The sequence below is a fragment of the Arthrobacter woluwensis genome, assembly GCF_030816155.1.
Lineage (GTDB): Bacteria > Actinomycetota > Actinomycetes > Actinomycetales > Micrococcaceae > Arthrobacter_E > Arthrobacter_E woluwensis_A.
In genome coordinates this window covers 2,905,134-2,924,122 of sequence record NZ_JAUSXR010000001.1, presented here as the reverse complement: position 1 = coordinate 2,924,122, position 18,989 = coordinate 2,905,134, and the positions used below count along the sequence as shown (strand labels likewise).

Annotated in this window: 12 protein-coding genes and 3 pseudogenes; 9 read left to right on the top strand and 6 right to left on the bottom strand. The window is 68.9% G+C overall.

Features of this window, described 5'->3' with window-relative positions:
* Positions 1-17 precede the first annotated feature (17 nt).
* The 3 genes from QFZ52_RS13345 to QFZ52_RS13335 form a co-directional block, all read right to left on the bottom strand.
* Positions 18-1,283 carry a DUF6986 family protein gene (locus QFZ52_RS13345; RefSeq protein ID WP_307498067.1) on the bottom strand — a complete coding sequence of 422 codons (1,266 nt, stop codon included), beginning with the start codon at positions 1,281-1,283 and terminating at the stop codon, positions 18-20.
* On the bottom strand, positions 1,283-2,881 hold the full coding sequence (gene aceB / locus QFZ52_RS13340) for a malate synthase A (RefSeq protein WP_307498066.1): 1,599 nt from the start codon (positions 2,879-2,881) through the stop codon (positions 1,283-1,285). The genes QFZ52_RS13345 and aceB overlap by 1 nt, the downstream gene beginning before the upstream one ends.
* Before the next feature lie 74 nt (positions 2,882-2,955).
* On the bottom strand, positions 2,956-4,371 hold the full coding sequence (locus QFZ52_RS13335) for an NAD-dependent malic enzyme (RefSeq protein WP_066216008.1): 1,416 nt from the start codon (positions 4,369-4,371) through the stop codon (positions 2,956-2,958).
* A gap of 228 nt (positions 4,372-4,599) precedes the next feature.
* Here QFZ52_RS13335 and QFZ52_RS13330 point away from each other — a divergent pair.
* Both QFZ52_RS13330 and QFZ52_RS13325 read left to right on the top strand, forming a co-directional pair.
* Positions 4,600-5,356 (top strand): annotated as a pseudogene (locus tag QFZ52_RS13330) (IclR family transcriptional regulator).
* Positions 5,357-5,649: 293 nt separating this feature from the next.
* A complete protein-coding gene (locus QFZ52_RS13325) occupies positions 5,650-6,456 on the top strand; it encodes a hypothetical protein (RefSeq protein ID WP_307498065.1) in 807 nt (268 codons plus the stop codon).
* A gap of 62 nt (positions 6,457-6,518) precedes the next feature.
* Here the strand turns inward: QFZ52_RS13325 and QFZ52_RS13320 are convergent, their stop codons facing one another.
* A complete protein-coding gene (locus QFZ52_RS13320) occupies positions 6,519-7,988 on the bottom strand; it encodes a nucleobase:cation symporter-2 family protein (protein ID WP_278267372.1) in 1,470 nt (489 codons plus the stop codon).
* Between the two features lie 273 nt (positions 7,989-8,261).
* The gene (gene pucL / locus QFZ52_RS13315) at positions 8,262-9,173 is read right to left on the bottom strand and encodes a factor-independent urate hydroxylase (RefSeq protein ID WP_307498064.1); all 912 of its coding nucleotides are present in this window, start codon (positions 9,171-9,173) and stop codon (positions 8,262-8,264) included.
* Between the two features lie 412 nt (positions 9,174-9,585).
* On the opposite strand from pucL, the gene QFZ52_RS13310 reads away from it, so the two are divergent.
* Entirely contained in the window at positions 9,586-9,795 is a 210-nt protein-coding gene (locus QFZ52_RS13310) for a hypothetical protein (RefSeq protein ID WP_307498063.1), read from the top strand.
* A 99-nt stretch (positions 9,796-9,894) separates the two neighbouring features.
* Here the strand turns inward: QFZ52_RS13310 and QFZ52_RS13305 are convergent, their stop codons facing one another.
* Complete coding sequence (locus tag QFZ52_RS13305; protein ID WP_307498062.1) at positions 9,895-11,244, bottom strand: 8-oxoguanine deaminase; 1,350 nt, start codon at positions 11,242-11,244, stop codon at positions 9,895-9,897.
* A gap of 391 nt (positions 11,245-11,635) precedes the next feature.
* On the opposite strand from QFZ52_RS13305, the gene QFZ52_RS13300 reads away from it, so the two are divergent.
* The 6 genes and pseudogenes from QFZ52_RS13300 (at position 11,636) to QFZ52_RS13275 (ending at position 18,949) form a co-directional block, all read left to right on the top strand.
* Positions 11,636-12,121 carry a nucleoside deaminase gene (locus QFZ52_RS13300; RefSeq protein WP_307498061.1) on the top strand — a complete coding sequence of 162 codons (486 nt, stop codon included), beginning with the start codon at positions 11,636-11,638 and terminating at the stop codon, positions 12,119-12,121.
* Positions 12,122-12,134: 13 nt separating this feature from the next.
* The gene (locus tag QFZ52_RS13295; RefSeq protein WP_307498060.1) at positions 12,135-13,682 is read left to right on the top strand and encodes an NCS2 family permease; all 1,548 of its coding nucleotides are present in this window, start codon (positions 12,135-12,137) and stop codon (positions 13,680-13,682) included.
* 67 nt (positions 13,683-13,749) lie between these two features.
* Positions 13,750-13,962, top strand: a pseudogene (locus tag QFZ52_RS13290) (XdhC family protein); the annotation flags it as partial.
* 661 nt (positions 13,963-14,623) lie between these two features.
* A complete protein-coding gene (locus QFZ52_RS13285; protein ID WP_307498721.1) occupies positions 14,624-14,938 on the top strand; it encodes an XdhC family protein in 315 nt (104 codons plus the stop codon).
* A 129-nt stretch (positions 14,939-15,067) separates the two neighbouring features.
* A pseudogene (locus QFZ52_RS13280) lies at positions 15,068-15,964 on the top strand (FAD binding domain-containing protein); the annotation flags it as partial.
* A 162-nt stretch (positions 15,965-16,126) separates the two neighbouring features.
* On the top strand, positions 16,127-18,949 hold the full coding sequence (locus tag QFZ52_RS13275) for a molybdopterin-dependent oxidoreductase (protein WP_373425718.1): 2,823 nt from the start codon (positions 16,127-16,129) through the stop codon (positions 18,947-18,949).
* Positions 18,950-18,989 lie beyond the last annotated feature (40 nt).

Sequence of the window (18,989 nt, the reverse complement as noted above, 5' to 3'; positions counted from 1 at the left end):
AAGGACTCCTTCGTGAATCAGTGAGAAGTGGTGGCGAGCCGCGGGTGCGCGAGCACCGTCAGCTCCGGGAGTGCGACGCCGGTCAGGGCCAGGACCTCGTCCTCGCCGACCGCGCCGCACTGGACGCCGCGGAGGACGAAGTTGGCCAGCGCCCGCGCGGTGGCGGGCTCGTCCATGACACCCGCGTCCGTCTGGGAGAAGTAGTTCTTCAGGCGGGTGGTGGCCGCGGCCAGGCCCTCGCGGTAGAAGGCGTAGCTCGCCGCGAACCGGCTCGGCAGCTGGTGGGCGTGCAGGTCCCAGCCCTGGTAGTAGCCACGCTCCAGGGAGCGGCGGACCAGGCGGCCGTGCAGCTTCCAGGCGTTCTCCACGTTGTCGCCCACGGGGATGATGTTCGTGGAGCCATCGGAGAGGCGGATGCCCGTCCCGGCGACGGCCAGCTGCATGATCTCCTTGGCCACATCGGCCACCGGGTGCTCCATGGACTGGTACTCGGCGGCGATCTGCAGGCTGGCGGAGTAGTCGTAGGTGCCGTAGTGCAGCGAACTGATGCGGCCCGGCACGACGTGCGGCAGCTGCGCCACCGGGTGCGTGCCCTCATGGCCGAGGATCAGCTGCGGCGTCTCCACCTGCACCTCGAAGCGCAAGCGGCCGGCGGGCAGCCCGTGGATCTCCTCGAGGCGCGAGACCACGTGGTCCATGGCCGTGACCTGGTCCACGGTGGTCACCTTCGGCAGGGTCAGGACCAGGCCGTCGGGCAGGCCGCCCTGCTCCACCAGGGTGGAGACGAAGAGGTCCAGCGTGCGCAGGCCACGGGCCCGGGTGGGAGCCTCGAAGCACTTGAAACGGATGCCGATGAACGGGGGAGCCGTGCCGGCCTCCACCGCCTGGTGGACGGCCTTGGCCGCGGTCACGACGTCGGCGTCCTCAGCCTCGTCGCCACGGTTGCCGTAGCCGTCCTCGAAGTCGAGACGGAGGTCCTCGATCGGCTCGTTCGCGAGCTTGGCCGCGACGCGCGGCGCGACGGCGGCGTTCAGCTCCTCGGACTGACCCAGCAGCGCGCCCAGGGCCTCGAGCCCGCCGTGCTGCGCGACGACGTCGTTCGCGGCCTGTCCCCATTCCGCGGCGAAGTCCGGCGTGAAGCGGTCCGCGGAGACGTAGACGGTGTGGATGGGCTGGCGGCTGCCGTCATCGCCCGGGTAGTTGCGGTCCAGGAGGGTGTCCGTGGCCGCGAGCCGGGTTTCGACGTCCGCCAGATCGGCGGCGGAGAGTGAAGTGCCCGCCATCAGTCGACCAGCTCGTAGGCCGGGGTGGTGAGGAAGTCGACGAAATCCTCGCCCAGGCACAGCTCGGCGATCAGCTCGCTGGCGGGGGAGTAGAACTTCTCGAAGGCCTCCTCGCCCACCTCGCCGCGCAGCTTGTCGGTCTCCTCGGTGAGGATCTGCCGGACGAGCTCGCGGGTGACGGTGTTGCCGGTGTCGGCCAGCACGGAACCGGCGTTGATCTGCTGCCACACCTGGGAGCGGGAGATCTCGGCGGTGGCGGCGTCCTCCATGAGGTTGTGGATGGCGACGGCGCCGTTGCCGGAGATCCAGACGGCGGTGTAGGCCACGGCCACGTAGAGGTTCAGGCGCAGGCCGGCCTCGGTGACCTCACCCTTGGCGGAGGCGACGTCGAGCAGCTGGGCTGCGGTGACCTCGACCTCGGGGCGCTGCTTGTCCAGCTGGTTCGGCTTGTCGCCGAGGAACGAGTCGAACACCTCGACGCAGATCGGGACCAGGTCCGGGTGCGCCACCCAGGAGCCGTCGAAGCCGTCGGTGGCCTCGCGGGTCTTGTCGTTGCGGACCTTGGCGAATGCGGCCTCGGTGACCTCGGGTTCGCGGCGGTTCGGGATGACGGCGGCCATGCCGCCCATGGCGAAGGCGCCGCGCTTGTGACAGGTCTTCACGAGCAGTTCCGTGTAGGCGCGCAGGAAGGGCGCGGTCATCTGCACGGAGGCGCGGTCCGGGAAGAGGAAGTCCTCGCCGGCGTCGCGGAAGTACTTGACGATGCTGAACATGTAGTCCCAGCGGCCGGCGTTCAGGCCGGAGGCGTGATCGCGCAGTTCGTAGAGGATCTCCTCCATCTCGAACGCGGCCGGGATGGTTTCGATCAGCATGGTGGCGCGGATGGTGCCGTACGGGATGCCGACGTACTCCTGGGCGAAGGTGAAGACGTCGTTCCAGAGGCGGGCCTCGAGGTGGCTCTCCATCTTGGGGAGGTAGTAGTACGGGCCGTGACCGTTTTCGATCAGCTGCTGTGCCACGTGGAAGAAGTGCAGACCGAAGTCCACGAGCGCGCCCACGGCGACCTGGCCGTCCACCAGGACGTGCTTCTCGTCCATGTGCCAGCCACGCGGACGGGTCACGACGACGGCGAGCGGCGCATCCGTGCGCAGCCGGTACTCCTTGCCCTCCGGGGAGGTGTAGGAGAGGGTGCCGCGGGCGCCGTCGCGCAGGTTGAGGATCGCGTCGATGACGTTGTGCCACGTCGGGGTGCTGGCGTCCTCGAGGTCGGCGAGCCAGACCTTGGCGCCGGAGTTCAGGGCGTTGATGGCCATCTTGGCCGGCGAGGCGGGTCCGGTCATCTCGACGCGGCGGTCCTGCAGGGCCGCGGGGGCCTCGGCGACCTTCCAGTCGCCCGAGCGGACCTCGGCGGTCTCGGGAAGGAAGTCCAGGGTCCCGGTCTTGGCGACCTGCTCGCGCTTGGTGACGCGGGCGTCGATCAGCTCATTGCGGCGTGCCGCGAACTTCTGGTGCAGGGCCTCCACGAAAGCGAGGGCTTCCGGGGTGAGGATCTCCTCGGCGCGCTCCACCGGCTGGGGGTTGGTGACGGTGATGGTCATGTGCTGTCCTTACTTCTCCACGGTGCCGTCCGGCCCCGCGGGGCCGGACGGCGAGTGCTGGATTACCCAGCCGGTCAGAGGGCTGCCACTGCCTCAGCAGCGGCCGAATTGGCGTGGGCGGCAGCGGCGACGGCCGCGGCGACGTCCTTGGTCACCTGAAGATCGAAGATGCTCGGGATGATGTAGCTGGCGTTGAGTTCATCATCCGCCACGCGGTTGGCGATGGCCTCGGCGGCCGCGACGAGCATGTCCGGCGTGATGTCGCTGGCCCCGGCGTCCAGAAGACCGCGGAACAGGCCCGGGAAGGCCAGCACGTTGTTGATCTGGTTCGGGAAGTCGCTGCGCCCGGTGGCGACGACGGCGGCGTGCTTGGACGCGACGACCGGGTCCACCTCGGGGGTCGGGTTGGCCATGGCGAAGACGATCGCGTCGTCGGCCATGGACGCCACGTGCTCCTCGGCGAGGATGTTCGGAGCGGAGACGCCGATGAAGACGTCGGCGCCCACGAGCGCGTCGTGGAGGCTGCCGGAGAAGCCTTCTTCGTTGGTGTTGGTGGCGATCCACGTGCGGTGGTGGTCGTCGTAGCTCTCACCCTTGTGGATGGCGCCGGAGCGGCCGGCGGCGATGATGTGCTGCGCACCCTGGGCCTTGAGGAGCTGGATGATGGCGGAGCCGGCGGCGCCGACGCCCGAGACCACGATCTTGACGTCCTCGATCTTCTTGCCCACCACGCGCAGGGCGTTGACGAGGGCGGCGAGGGTGACGATCGCGGTGCCGTGCTGGTCGTCGTGGAAGACCGGGATGTCGAGCTCGTCGCGCAGGCGGGCCTCGATCTCGAAGCAGCGGGGAGCGGCGATGTCCTCGAGGTTCACGCCGCCGAAGACGGGTGCCAGGAGCTTGACGGTGCGGATGATCTCCTCGGTGTCCTGGGTGTCCAGGCAGACCGGCCAGGCGTCGACGTTGGCGAACTGCTTGAACAGGGCGGCCTTGCCTTCCATGACGGGGAGGGCGGCGGCCGGGCCGATGTTGCCGAGGCCCAGGACGGCGGAACCGTCGGTCACCACGGCGACCGTGTTGCGCTTGACCGTCAGGTTGCGGGCGGCGGAGGGATCCTCGGCGATCGCCATGCAGACGCGGGCGACGCCGGGCGTGTAGGCGCGGGACAGGTCGTCACGGTTGCGGAGCGGGACCTTCGGGACCACCTCGAGCTTGCCGCCGAGGTGCATGAGGAAGGTGCGGTCCGAGACGTGGAGGACCTTGACGCCGTCGAGGGCGTTCAGGGCGGCTTCGACGCGCTTGGCGTGCTCGTCATCCGTGGTGTTGCAGGTGACGTCGACGACGATGGTGTTGTGGTGGGATTCCGCCACGTCCAGTGCGGTGACGGCAGCGCCGGCGTTGCCGACGGCGGCGGCCAGTTCGCTGGTCGCGGTGAAGCTCGAGGGGGCCTCGACCCGCAGGGTGATGGAATTTCCGGGGCTGGGATTCGCCATTGAATTCTCCTCCAGTGTTGGGCCCGCGGAGCGTCAGCCTCCCGCGAGATGTTTTCGTATTATGGATATTATTCTCTACAAAGTGGAAAGACAAGAGCAATTGCTCTTGCTTCTGGACCGTTTCTAACTGTTGGATGGTAGGCAGACGGTCCACGGCTCTTTCCACTATGCGGATAAGATTTACCGGACGGTACCGCACCATACGCAACGAAGCGGGAAGGAGTTGAGATGGCGGAGAAGACCTCAGGCGGAGTTCAGTCCGTGGAACGCGGTCTTTGAACTGCTGGAACTCATCACTGATGCGGGCGGAGACGTGACGCTCAGTGAGCTGTCCTCCTCCACGGATCTGCCATTGCCCACGATCCACCGGCTCCTGCGGACCCTCGTGTCGCTCGGCTACATCCGGCAGCTGCCCAACCGGCGCTACGCCCTCGGCCCGCGGCTGATCCGCCTCGGCGAGGCGGCCTCGATGCAGCTCGGCGCCGTCGCGCGCCCGCAGCTCAAGTTCCTGGTGGACCGTCTCGGCGAGACCGCGAACATGGCGGTGCTGGACACGGACATGATCATCTACGTCGCTCAGGTGCCCTCGCCGCACGCCATGCGCATGTTCACCGAAGTGGGCCGCCGTGCCCACATGCACGCGACCGGTGTGGGCAAGGCGATCCTCGCTCAGCTCGACGACGAGACCGTGCGCGGGATCGTGCAGCGCGCCGGGATGCCGACGCCCACCGTCAAGAGCCTGGGGTCCGTCGAGGCCCTGCTGGACGACCTCGCCCTGATCCGCGAACGCGGCTACTCGATCGACGAGGAGGAGCAGGAGCTCGGCGTGCGGTGCTTCGCCATGGCCGTGCCGAACGCGCCGACCCCGTGCGCCATCTCGGTCTCCGGCCCGATCACCCGCGTGGACCAGGCGTTCTCCGAGCGGGCCGTCCCGATGCTGACGGAGGCCGCCCACGCCCTGTCCCAGGAGTTCAACCGGGTCTGACCCTCTCTCCCTCCCCACGCGAAGTCACAGATGGCGCCCCTACCGAGAGGTTTTAGGGGCGCCATCTGTGACTTCGCGGTGTGGGGCTTCGTGATCCTGTGGATAACGTCTCGCGAGGTGTGTGCGGGTGGGCAGAATGAGGCATGCCCCGCCGCCCTACATCCCTGCCACCCGAGTTGGTGAGCACCTCCTTCGCTCTCCCGCATTCCGACCGGCTGGGTGTTCCACGGAAACGGACCCACGGGTCGGATCTGCACGCTCCGTCGCGAGGGATCCGAATTCCTTCGGGGCCGGTGGAGTCTCACGCGGACGCTCTGCGCGCCTACACGGAACTCGACCCCTCGGTCACGTTGGTGGACCTCAGCGCTGCTGGGATCTGGGGTGCGCCTTTGCCCTTCTGGATCCAGGCCTCGGCTGAGATCCGACTGGCGCGGTCGCGTGGCTCCGGGCAGCCGCGGCGGAGGCGGGTCACCGGCCGGAAGCTGAGCTTCGCTCCGGGTGAGGTGGTCGTGACGGAGGGTGTGCGGGTGACCTCCCCGGCGCGTACGTTCCTTGACCTGGCCGAACTGCTCCCACTTCATGACCTCGTCGCCGTGGGGGACTACTTCGTCAGCGAGCATCCGGAATCCCACCCACGCCCGAAAATCCCCCTGTGCACCACGGCCGACCTCCGACGTGTCGTCGCGGCGCATCCGGGAAAACGCGGGGTGAAGAACGCCCGAGCAGCGTTGGACCTCATCAGGGCCGGCGCGGATTCCGCCCAGGAGACCTTTCTCCGGCTGGCGCTGGCCGATCACGGCCTGCCGGAACCCGTGCTCAATCACGCTCTCGATCTCCCCTGGCGAGGACCGTGCGTCTGGCCGGATCTCGCCTATCCGGGGTGGCGGCTTTCCCTCCAGTACGACGGCGAGACTCACCGGGACTCCGCGCAGTTCCGTCGCGACTTCGAGCGTCAGCGGCTGACCGAGGAAGCCGGGTGGACGGAGGTGCGGATCGGCCACGGTGACCTCAAGGGAAGCCGGCCGTTCGCCGTCGTGCGTGTCCGGGAAGCGCTGCTGAAGGCCGGTTGGGAGCCTTCCACTCCGCGAGGGAACAGCTGATGCCCGGAAGAGCACATCTTCCGGGCATCAGCTGTTCCCTCGCGTGGAGGACAAGGACGGCGCTAGTGGGCCCCGCCGGATTCGACCTTGACTTCCTTGCCGTCGCAGTCGATCAGCTTGCCGTTCTCGAAGCGGTCACCCTCCCGCAAGCCGCGGAGGTCCTGCGGGGTGAGGACGCGGTCCGTGCCGGCCACGAACACCGAGGAGTTCTTGGAGTTGCCGGTCTTGAAGTAGTTGAACAGGAGGTTCAGCAGGATCGCCATGAGGGCGGCCGAGCTGATGCCGGAGTGGAAGATGGTCACGAACCAGTCCGGGAAAGCGTGGTAGATGTCCGGCTTGACCACCGGCAGCAGACCGAAGCCCAGCGAGGACGCCACGATGATGAGGTTCATGTTGCCCTTGTAGTCCACCGTGGACAGGGTGCGGATGCCGGAGGCGGCCACCGTGCCGAAGAGGACGATGCCCGCGCCGCCGAGGACCGGCATGGGCACGGCGCCCACCACGCGGCCCATGACGGGGAGCAGACCGAGGACGATCAGGATGACACCGCCGGCGCTGACCACGAAGCGGCTCTTGATGCCCGTGATGGCCACCAGACCCACGTTCTGGGCGAAGGCGCTCTGAGTGAAGGAACCGAACACCGGGGAGACGGCGCTGGAGATCATGTCCGCACGGAGACCATCGGCCACGCGCTTGCGGTCCACCTTGGTGCCGACGATCTCACCGACGGCGATGATGTCCGCGCTGGTCTCGGTCAGCGTCACCAGGATCACGATGAACATGGAGATGATGGCGGCCACGTTGAATGTCGGCAGGCCGAAGGCGAACGGGGTCGGGAACGCGAAGATCGGTCCGTTGCCCACGTTGGAGAAGTTGGCCTGGCCCGTGAACACGGCGATGATCGTGCCGATCACCATGGCCAGCAGGATGGAGAGCCTCGAGATGGTGGCGCTGCCGACCTTGGAGAGGACCAGGACGATCACGAAGGTCAGGCCCGCGAGCCCGACGTTGGCCATGCTGCCGTAGTTGTCGGCCTTGGCGTTGCCGCCCATGACCCAGTTGGCGGCCACCGGCATCAGCGTGAGGCCGATGGTGGTGATCACGGTGCCGGTCACCACCGGCGGGAAGAAGCGCAGGATCTGCGAGAAGAGCGGTGCGATCACGAGCCCGATGATCGAGGCCACGATCACCGAGCCGAACACGGCCGGGAGACCGCCGCCCTGGGAGACGATCGCGCCCATGGTGGCGACGCCCGCGAAGGACACGCCCTGCACCAGCGGGAGCTGCGAGCCGAAGAACTTGATGCCGAGGGTCTGGAGGAGGGTCGCCGCGCCGCCCATGAACAGACAGCTGGCGATCAGGACGCCGATCTCGTCCGGCTTGAGGCCCGCGGCCTGGCCGATGACGAGCGGCGGCGCGATGATCCCGCCATACATGGTGAGGACGTGCTGGAATCCGTACGCGAAGGTGCTGCCGAGGGAGAGGCGCTCATCCTCCGGCCGGGTGGTGGGTTTGACGGTTGTTGCACTCATTTCAGACTTCCTGTCTGCCTAATGATTGATGGGGTGCCGCGGCGTTGCGACGATCGGCCGGCATCGGTGGGGGCACCGGGGGCCTGGGAAGGTGGTGCGGCGCGTTCCGGCGCCATTGCCGGAAACGGTCACAAGATCAAGGGAACGACGACGCCGGGTCGCCGGGTGGGTGCGCTCCGGGAGGGGGTGTCACCCGGGCTGCGCTCGCGGCCGCCTCGGTGCAGAGCAGGCACGAGGGGCGCTGGTGGCGCGCAGCCCGGGCGAGTCAGGGGATCAGCAGAAGCCGACGATGCCGTCCCAGGCGTTGCCCGGGTCGGAGATGGTCTCGCGCTCGAAGTTGGCCTCGATCAGGCCGTACGGGCGGTCCGCGGCGAAGAAGACCTCGCCGGGGTTGTCGAGACCGAACGGGGACAGGTCCACCACGAAGTGGTGCTTGTTCGGAGTGGAGAACCGCAGCTCGTCGATCTCCGGGTGTGCCGCGAAGACCTTCTGCGCCATCTGGAACAGGGTCTGCTGCAGCGCGTAGGAGTACTCCTCGGAGAAGCCTTCCAGGAGGAGGGCCTTCACGGACTCGTAGGTGGCGTTGTAGTCGATGCCACCCTCGGCGACGGCGTCGTTGCGGTAGCGCCAGCGGGCCGAGACGTCGGTGGCCAGGATGCGGTCCGTGGTCTCCTGCAGGGTGGTGTACTTGTCCTTCGGGTAGCCCACGAAGCCGGACTGGGTGGACTTGAGGACCGTGAGGTCGTTCAGGCCGGAGATGACGTAAAGGTCGTCGCCGTCCTTGGTGACGACGGCGTTGCGCACTTCCTGGCCCTTGCGGACGAAGGAGTGGTTGTGCTCCTCACCGCCGGCGAGGATGCGCTCCCAGGCGAACTGCTCGGCTTCCCAGCGGCCGCCCGTGACCCACTCGAACTCACCGGTGAAGTGGTTGGCCAGGCGGATGAGGAATTCCTCGGGGGAGCCGATGCCGTCACGGGCGAAGGCGAAGACGGTGTTCTTCTGGGTGTCGGTGGGGACCACGTGGGCGTTGTCGCCGTCGATGTGCGCCGCGGTGAAGTCGCCGCGGAGCTGCGAGGTGACGTTGAGATCCTCGATCTCGTGGCGGTCCGTGTCGCGGGTGATCTTGACGACGCGGTTCTCCGCCTTGCCGTACTGGTTCTTGCCGAGGACGATGTTGTTGCTCATGGTCTTGTCCCAACTTTCCTGATGGATGCTCAGTCCACCGTTGTCGTGTCGTGCGCCGTGCGGCGCCTGTTGGCGGATCCCGGCACAAAAAAATGAGCCGACATCCGTGGATGCCAGCTCATTACGACCCTGCCTGCTGCTCTCAGGTATTCGTGATCTGCGTCACGAATTGAGACTCATCCTAGACCCGGGTTTCCGGTGTTGTAAATCACATTTTCTGACTGATTCAAAAGAGGCGATTGTGACAGTGGCCGTTGATGACGTCCCCGGAGGGGGTCTTGACGGCCCCGGGGGCCCCTCCGTAGACTTTTCGTAGAACAGAAAAGTTCTTCCGCAATACGGAAGTAAGCGGAACATCAGCTACGGATCGTCCGCTCGATGCGGACCCTGGGCGAACGGTAAGGAGTAGATCATGCAGGATCGCAGCAGCACCACACGGATTCACGAACTCGCGGCTCAGGCCCGCACTCAGGAGTTCTACCTGCCGCTCGGCGGCACCGATCCCGACTTCTGCCTGCCGGCCTATCGCCGGGCCCGCGAAGCGGAGGCTGCCAAGGGCCGCCCCGCCAACCGCTGGGTCAAGGGTCTGCCCTTCTTCCGTAAGCCCGCCTCCGGTTCCTGAGGCACTGGCTCCAGAGTCCGAACTCGCCCCGAACCCTGAGAACCCCCGGTCGACGACGCCCGGGGGTTCTTCGGTGTGCGGGACCAGGTGGGTGTGCCGTCAGACGGAGATGATCCGGCGCGCGGCGGCGCTGTGCCGGCGGATGAGGTCCTCCAGATCCAGACCTGGGATCTCGCCGTCCACCACGCGCCACTGTCCGCCGACCATGACGCGGTCGGCACGGTCGGCGCCGCAGAGCAGCAGGGCCGCGAGCGGATCGTGGCTGCCGGAGAAGCGGAGTCCGTCGAGGCGGAAGAACGCCAGATCGGCCTGCTTGCCCACCTCGAGGGAGCCCAGGTCGGCATCCCGCCCGAGCACGCGTGCAGATCCGAGCGTCGCCCAGCCGAGCGCGCGCTCCACGGGGATGTCCGCGCCGTACCGCAGCCGCTGCAGATAGAGGGCCTGCCGGGCCTCCTGGATCATGTTCGACGCGTCGTTGCTGGCCGAACCGTCCACGCCGAGGCCCACGGGAGCTCCCGCGTCCTCCAGCTCGACCACCCGGGCGATGCCGGAGGCAAGACGCATGTTCGACGTCGGGCAGTGCGCGACGCCGGTGCCCGCGGCGCCCAGCCGGGCCACCTCGGCGTCGTCGAAGTGGATGCCGTGGCCGAGCCAGCTCTGCGGCCCCAGCCAGCCGACGCTTTCGAGGTAGTCCACGGTGCGCAGGCCGAACATCTCCCGGCAGAAGTCCTCCTCGTCGAGGGTCTCGGCGAGGTGGGTGTGCAGTCGGACGCCCCGGCGTGCGGCGAGGTCGGCGCTCTCTGTCATGATCTCCCGCGTGACCGAGAACGGCGAGCAGGGGGCGAGCGCGATGTGGAGGTCGGCGTCGCGGGCGGTGGAGTGATAGGTGTCGATCAGCCGTTCGGCGTCCGCCAGGATGGTGTCGCCGTCCTGGACCACGCTCTGCGGCGGGAGTCCGCCGTCCTTCTCGCCGAGCGTCATGGAGCCGCGGGTGAGGGTCGCGCGCATGCCGAGGCTGCGGACGGCGCCGGCCTCGATGTCGATGGCGTCGTCGAGACCGGCGGGGAAGACGTAGTGGTGATCCGCCGCCGTCGTGCAGCCCGAGAGGAGCAGCTCCGCCAGGGCCGCGGTGACCGCGAGCTCCAGGCTCTCCGGGGTGAGCCGCGCCCAGACCGGATAGAGGTTCTTCAGCCACGGGAACAGTTTGGCGTTCGCGGCCGGTCCCCAGGCGCGCGTGAGCGTCTGGTAGAAGTGGTGGTGCGTGTTGATCAGGCCCGGCGTGACCACGTGGGCGGAGGCGTCAAACGTCTCGTCGACCGGCGTCGCGGGGCTCTGGCCCGAGGCGAGGATCTCGGCGATCACGCCGTCCTTGGTGACGATGCCGCCGCCGGCATCCTGCTCCGTGGCGGTGTAAGCGGCGAGGGGGTTCTTGATCCAGATCCGGCTCATGGCTGGCTTCCTTCCGTGCGGGGAATGTGTGCCAGCTCAGTTATGGCCTGTCTGCTGATCCAGGTGTCATCAGGGTAGGGCCGGGCCGGTTCGCGGTCAATCATGACCGCCTTGCTGGAGACGCGGAAACATCAAGGGGACGGTGTCCTCCCAGCTCAGCCGCATTGTTCCACAAGATGGAAATCAAATTTCAAAAAAGTGTGGCGCAGCTCACAGGTCCTCTGCTAGATTCGTTCCTGCCAAAGGCGGGCACCCCGAACACGGGACGCTATCTACCAGGCGTTACAACAAATCCTTCACAGCACAACGTTGGATCCTGGTCGACGAAGCCCGCGCAGCTCTCAGTGGCTTCCGCGCGGCCGGATCCAGCCTTCGCAAGGGAGTCTCTGAGATGAGCACCACCGCCACCAAGGAATTGGCCGCCGCAGTCCAGCTGGCCACAGACAACGTCCTCAACAACGGAGGCCCGTTCGGCGCCCTGATCGTCACCTCCGACGGTCACCGCTTCGACGGCGTCAACCGCGTCACCGCCACCAACGATCCCACGGCCCACGCCGAGGTCACCGCCATCCGCACCGCCTGTGCGGCGCTCGGGACCTTCGACCTCAGCGGCGCCACCCTCTACACGAGCTGCGAGCCGTGCCCCATGTGCCTCGCGTCCGCACTCTGGGCCCGCGTCTCCCGCGTGGTCTTCGCGGCGGACCGCCATGACGCGGCCTCCGCAGGCTTCGACGACGCCGTCTTCTACGACTACTTCGACAAGCCGGAGACCCGCGGCATCATGCCGGTGATCCGGGCCGAGCTGGACGCCGAAGGCCCCCAGCGCATGGACCCCTTCACCACCTGGAACACGCTCGACTCCCGGATCGATTACTGAGGGAGGCGTCCCGATGTCCATCACCTCAACCCAGTCCGGTACTCACGGCGGGAATTCAGGGAACACCAGCGCACGGGGCAAGAAGGCCGGCCCGTCCGGCGGACCTGCCCAGACGAGCGGCACTCCGGGCGGCACGAGCCCCCTGGACCGCTTCTTCGAGATCACCCGGCGCGGCTCCACGGTGGCCCGTGAGATCCGCGGCGGCGTGGTCACGTTCTTCACCATGGCCTACATCGTGGTGCTCAACCCGCTCATCCTGGGCGGTTTCTCGGCGGACCGCGCCCCGCGGGACGTCCTCGGAGGCTGGCTTCCCGCCCTCCAGGTCGGGGCCGTCACCGGCCTGACCGCCGGCGTCATGACCATCATCTTCGGTCTGGTGGCGCGGCTCCCGTTCGGCCTCGCCGCGGGTCTCGGGATCAACTCCTTCCTGGCCGTCTCCGTCATCCACGAGGTCACCTGGCCCGAAGCCATGGGCCTCGTGGTCATCAACGGCATCCTGATCGTCCTCTTCGGCATCACCGGCGCCCGGACGGCCATCTTCAAGGCCGTGCCCAAGGAACTCAAGGCTGCGATCACGGTCGGCATCGGTCTGTTCATCGCCTTCATCGGCTTCGTGGACTCCGGTTTCGTGACGCGCACCCCCGGCGGTCCGCCGGTCCAGCTCGGCACCGACGGGTCCATCGCCACCATCCCCACGCTCGTGTTCATCATCGGGCTGCTCCTCATGAGCGTCCTCGTGGCGCGCAAGGTGCAGGGCGGTCTCCTGATCGGGATCGTCGTGGCCACCATCCTGGCGGTCGTGGCGGAACAGGTCTTCCACATCGGCGCCGCCGGACCCGACAACCCGGGCGGCTGGCACCTGAACACCCCGGTCATCTCGGGACAGCTGGTCTCCGTGCCGGATCTGTCCCTGGTGGGCCAGGTCGATTTCTTCGGGGCGTTCGGCCGGATCGGCGGTCTGGCCGCGACCATGCTCGTCTTCACCCTGGTCTTCACCAACTTCTTCGACGCCATGGGCGCCATGACCGGCCTGGCGAAGAGCGCGGGACTGTCCTACAAGGACGGCACCTTCCCGCGGCTGAAGAGCGCCTTCATCGTGGAAGGCTTCGGCGCGGTGGCGGGTGGCCTCAACAGCGGCTCCTCGAACACCGTCTATATCGACTCGGCCGCCGGCATCGGCGAAGGCGCACGCACCGGCCTCGCGTCGATCGTCACGGGCCTGCTGTTCATCGGCTCGATGTTCCTGACCCCGCTGACGTCCGTGGTCCCGCTCGAAGTGGCGGCCGGAGCGCTCGTGGTGGTGGGCGCCCTCATGATGTCCCAGATCCGCGAGATCCGGATGGACAAGTTCTCCGTGGCCCTGCCCGCGTTCCTGACCATCGTGACCATGCCGCTGACCTACTCGATCGCGAACGGCATCGGGGCGGGCTTCATCTCCTGGACCGTGGTCGCCACGGCCTCCGGGAAGGCCCGCAAGGTCCACTGGCTCATGTGGGTGGTGACCGTGGGATTCCTGGTCTACTTCGCCCGCGGCCCGATCAACACGCTGATGGGCGTCTGACGGGAACCGCCCCGCAGGGGGCATCCTGACAGGAACATCCGGCGCACCGGCGCCGGACGCCCCGCACGTGAGAAGGAACCTTGAGGAAAGGAGGAGCGCGGTGCTGGAACTCGGACGGCATTTCGACGGCTGGGCCCCCGCCCGCGACGGCGAGGACCTGGTGGTCGCGACCATCGTGGCCACCAGCGGTTCCACACCGCGCCCCGCGGGGACGTCCATGCTCGTCGCCGCGGGAGGCGGCATCCTCGGCAGTCTCTCCGGAGGCTGTGTCGAGGGCGCCGTGGTGGCCGCGGCGCAGGAGGTCCTGGCCTGCGGCAGGGCTCGTCGCGAACGCTTCGGCTACAGCGCCGAGGACGCGTTCGCGGTGGGACTGACCTGCGGCGGGGAGCTGGAAATCCACCTGAGCCGGCTCAGCGAGCCCGAGCGGATGGCCCTCGCCTCCGCGCCGGTGGCGCTGCTGCGCCGCCTCGACGACGACGGCGCGCCCGCAGTGACGCTGGCCGCGCCGTCGTCGGGGGCCGGCATCGCCCGGGAGGCCTGGGTGGGCCTGCTCGGTCTGGGGGCCGCACCCGAGCCGATCCAGGAGGAACTCCTGGCCCGGGCCCGCACTCAGGTGGAGCCGCTGCTCCGGCAGGGCCGCTCCGGGCTCGTCCGGGTGGCGCCGCCCGAAGGCTGCCACGATGGCGAGGCCGGCACGCGCCCGCTGGAGCTGTTCGTGGAAAGCCGGCTCCCCGCGCCGCGGGCCGTGGTGGTCGGGGCGAACGACTTCTCCGAGGCGCTTCTCCCGGTCCTGAAACTCCTGGGCTTCCACGTCACCCTGTGCGACGCCCGGCCCGGGTTCGTGTCCCAGACGCGGTTCGCTCCGGCTGACGCCGTGGAGCGCACCTGGCCGCACCGCTACCTGGAACGCCAGGCCGAGGAGGGGCTGCTGGACGAACGCAGTGTGCTGTTCGTTCTCTCCCCACGATCCCAAGTTCGACGTCCCTCTGCTGCTCACCGCGCTGCGTCTGGACCTGGCCTATGTCGGGGCCCTCGGGTCGCGGCGCAGCGACCGGCAGCGCCGCGCGTCCCTCGTGGACCAGGGACTGGAATCTGGTCTCCTGGACCGGCTGCATTCACCCATCGGACTGGACCTCGGCGCCGTCACCCCGGCGGAGGTCGCGGTGTCGATCGCCGCGGAGCTGGTGGGCGTCCTGCACGGCGCGCCCGGCACGGCGGGTTCCCTCTCGCGGGGGAGCGGCCCCCTGCATCACTGACCACATCACTGACCAGCTCGCCAGGCCGTGCGCTCACGGCCGGCACATCGGAAAGACCCTGCCACCGGCGGCGGGACGGCGCGACGAAGCACCGTTCCGGCGCCGGGGCATCGCAGTAAGGAGGACGACATGGACATGAACACCATCGAGCAGGTGGTGCCCACGGCCGACCCGGCGCAGTGGCGTGACGGGGATGCGTGGCTGGCCGGCGGGACGGTCCTGTACTCCTACGGGAGCAGCACCCTGAAGAGGCTGCTGAGTCTGCACGACGCCGGCTGGGAGCCGGTGACCGTGCACGAGGACGGGCTCGAACTCGCCGCCACGTGCACGGTGGCCCGCGTGTACGCGCTGCCCGGCGAACTGACCGGCCGCGCCGACTGGCCGGGCCTCGCGCTGTTCCGCCCCGCCTGCGACTCCTTCGTGGCGTCCTTCAAGATCTGGAACATGTCCACCCTGGGCGGCAACCTCTGCACCTCCCTGCCCGCCGGTCCCATGATCTCCCTGACCGCAGGGCTCGACGGCGTCGCGCTGATCCTCTCCCCGGACGGAACGTCACGCCGGGTGCCGGTCGCCGACTTCGTGACCGGCGACGCGCGGAACGTCCTGGCCCCCGGTGAACTGCTGCGGAGCGTCTTCCTGCCCGCGACGGCCCTGCGCGCCCGGGTGGCGTTCCGGCGCCTCTCGCTCAGCAAGCTCGGCCGGTCCGGCGTGCTGCTGATCGGGCGCCTGGACGAGGACGGGACCTTCGTCCTGACGATCACGGCGTCCACGAAGCGGCCCGTTCAGCTGCGGTACGAGGGGACGGCGGGAGCGCCGTCCCTCCCGGACGCGTCGGCCCTGACCCGGGACATCGTGACGGTGGTCCCGGACGCGCTCTGGCACGACGACATCCACGGGCTTCCCGCGTGGCGCCGGGACATGACGCTGCGCCTGGCGCGCGAGATCCTGGCCGAGCTGGGCGGTGCAGCGACCGCAGGAGGCGGGGACGGCGTCGTCGTGTCCGGCGATTTCTGGCCGCCCGTCGCGCCCAAGGAGGCGTCCGCGGAGCTCGCCGCGATCGGCCTGGACGCGCTCGGCGACCCGCCCACCTCGGGCGAGTTCGTGGATTCCGGTCGAATTCGCGGGCAAGATCCGCGAACTCACACGGAACCCACGAACTCAGCGGTGGGGACGGGACTGGGGACAGCACTGGGCGTGGAGTCTGAGCCGCAGATCGTCATCAACGGCGGCCCCGCCACGGCCGAACCGCGCGCCGGGCAGTGCCTCCGGACCTTCCTGCGCGAACAGGGCAACACCGGCGTGAAGAAGGGCTGCGACGGCGGCGACTGCGGCGCCTGCACCGTGCACGTCGACGGCAAGCCCGTGCATTCGTGCCTCTACCCGGCCGCGCTCGCCGGAGGCCACGAGGTGACGACCATCGAGGGCCTCGCCGCCACCTGCTCGCACGGCTCGCACGGCGACCACGACGCAGACTCCCCGGGTGACGCCGGCGCCCTCCACCCGATGCAGCGCCAGTTCCTGGAGACCCAGGGCTTCCAATGCGGCTTCTGCACGGCGGGCATGATCATGACCAGCGCCACCTTCTCCGAAGAACAGAAGCTGGACCTGCCCCGGAACCTGAAGGGCAACCTCTGCCGCTGCACCGGCTACCGGGCCATCGAGGATGCGATCCGGGGCGACGCCGACGGCGAGAACCGCGGTCACAGCGGCGGCATGGGGGACAACGTCCCCGCCCCGGCCGGGCCGGGCGTCGTCACGGGCGCCGTGCAGTACACCCTGGACGTGGATCCCGCGGACTTCCCGGGACTGCTGCACATGAAGCTCCTGCGCTCGCCGCACGCGCACGCCCGGATCGTCTCGATCGACACGTCGGCCGCCCTGGCCGTGCCCGGCGTCGTACGCGTCTTCACGCATGAGGACGTCCCGGACCTCCTCTACTCCACCGCGCAGCACGAGCTGGTGGAGGACGACCCGGATGACATGCGCATGCTGGACACCGTGGTGCGGTTCGTCGGGCAGCGGGTGGCCGCCGTCGTCGCCGATTCCGTTCAGTCCGCCGAAGCGGGGGTCCGGGCCCTCGAGGTCGAGTACGAGGTGCTGCCCGCCGTGTTCACGCCGGAGGAGGCCATCCTGCCCGGGGCGCCCACGGTGCACGGGGAAAAGGACGGCGCCGTCGCCCGGATCTCCCGGCCGCAGGACAACGTCCTGGCCGAACTGCACTCCGAGCTGGGGGACGTGGACGCCGCGTTCGCCACGGCGGACGTGGTCCACGAGAAGGAGTACCGGACCCATCGTGTCCAGCACGTGGCGCTGGAGACCCACTGCTCCATCGCCTGGGTGGAGGACGGCGTGCTCACGGTGCGCTCCTCCACCCAGGTGCCGTTCCTGGCACAGCGCACCCTGGCCCGGATCTTCGACCGGCCGCGGGACAGCGTCCGGGTCCTGACAGGCCGCGTCGGCGGCGGTTTCGGCGGGAAGCAGGAGGTCATCACCGAGGACCTCGCCGCTCTGGCCGCCCTGGAACTCGGGGTGCCCGTGCAGCTCGAATTCACCCGTTCCGAGCAGTTCACGGCCACCACCACGCGCCACCCGTTCCACATCCGGCTCAAGGCCGCGGCCCGCCGGGACGGCACGCTGACGGCGCTCCAGCTCGACGTTCTGACGAACACCGGGGCGTACGGCAACCACGGCCCGGGCGTCATGTTCCACGGCTGCGGCGAGTCCGTGGCGGTCTACAACTGCGCCAACAAGCGGCTCGACGCCCAGGCCGTCTACACCCACACCCTGCCCTCCGGCGCCTTCCGCGGCTACGGCCTCAGCCAGATGATCTTCGCGGTCGAATCCGCCATGGACGAGCTGGCCCACGGGATCGGCATGGACCCCTGGGAGTTCCGCCGGAAGAACATGGTCCGGAAGGGCGACCCCATGCTCTCCTCGCACAGCGAACCCGAGGAGGACGTGCTCTACGGCAGCTACGGTCTGGACCAGTGCGTGCAGCTCGCCGAGGACGCCCTGCGCCGCGGCGCCGAACGGGAGGCGTCGTTCGGCACGGAGCTCGGCGAGGAATGGCTCGTGGGGGAGGGGAGTGCGCTGTCCATGATCGACACGGTCCCGCCGCGCGGGCACTTCTCCCACAGCCGGGTCTCACTCGGGGCCGACGGCCGGTACCTCGTGGAGTTCGGGACGGCCGAGTTCGGCAACGGCACCACCACCGTGCACACCCAGCTCGCCGCTGAGGCGCTCGGCACCAGCACCGACGCCGTCGACTACCGCCAGGCGGACACGGCGAACACCCGGCATGACACCGGGGCCTTCGGGTCCACCGGGACCGTGGTGGCGGGCAAGGCCACGCTCGCGGCGGCCACGGAGCTCGCGGACCGGCTCCGTACGCTGGGCGCCGACCTGCTGGGCGCCCCGGTGGAGGACTGCGTCCTGGGGCCCGACGGCGTCGCCCACCCCGGCGGCACGGTGAGCCTCGAGCGGCTGCACGCCGCCGCCGTCGAGCGCGGTCTGTCCCTGGTGGCCGACGGCGAATGGGGTGGCACGCCGCGCTCCGTCGCCTTCAATGTGCACGGCTTCCGGGTGGCGGTCAGCCGCGTGACGGGCGAGATCCGCATCCTCCAGAGCGTCCAGGCCGCCGACGCCGGCAAGGTCGTCAATCCGCGCCAGTGCCGGGGGCAGGTGGAGGGCGGGATCGCGCAGGCGCTGGGCGCGGCGCTGTACGAGGCGGTGCGGGTCGACGACACCGGACGCGTCTACACCGACATCCTGCGGCAGTACCACATCCCGACCTTCGCGGACACGCCTCGGAGTGAGGTGTACTTCGCCGAGACCGAGGATTCCACGGGCCCGCTGGGCGCCAAGTCCATGAGTGAGAGCCCCTTCAACCCGGTGGCTCCGGCCCTGTCCAATGCGATCCGCCAGGCGACGGGGGTCCGGTTCAGCACGCTGCCGCTGACCCAGGACGCCGTGTACCTGGGGCTCAAGGAGGCGGGTCTGACGCTGGTGTAAGTCACTGCCCGACGGGGGCCCGGGACCTCAGGTCCCGGGC

Coding starts and splice junctions, on each gene's coding strand:
- QFZ52_RS13320 (WP_278267372.1), bottom strand. CDS start 7,988: ATGAGTGCAACAACCGTCAAACCCACCACCCGGCCGGAGGATGAGCGC.
- QFZ52_RS13300 (WP_307498061.1), top strand. CDS start 11,636: ATGAGCACCACCGCCACCAAGGAATTGGCCGCCGCAGTCCAGCTGGCC.
- aceB (WP_307498066.1), bottom strand. CDS start 2,881: ATGACCATCACCGTCACCAACCCCCAGCCGGTGGAGCGCGCCGAGGAG.
- QFZ52_RS13310 (WP_307498063.1), top strand. CDS start 9,586: ATGCAGGATCGCAGCAGCACCACACGGATTCACGAACTCGCGGCTCAG.
- QFZ52_RS13335 (WP_066216008.1), bottom strand. CDS start 4,371: ATGGCGAATCCCAGCCCCGGAAATTCCATCACCCTGCGGGTCGAGGCC.
- QFZ52_RS13345 (WP_307498067.1), bottom strand. CDS start 1,283: ATGGCGGGCACTTCACTCTCCGCCGCCGATCTGGCGGACGTCGAAACC.
- QFZ52_RS13295 (WP_307498060.1), top strand. CDS start 12,135: ATGTCCATCACCTCAACCCAGTCCGGTACTCACGGCGGGAATTCAGGG.
- QFZ52_RS13305 (WP_307498062.1), bottom strand. CDS start 11,244: ATGAGCCGGATCTGGATCAAGAACCCCCTCGCCGCTTACACCGCCACG.
- pucL (WP_307498064.1), bottom strand. CDS start 9,173: ATGAGCAACAACATCGTCCTCGGCAAGAACCAGTACGGCAAGGCGGAG.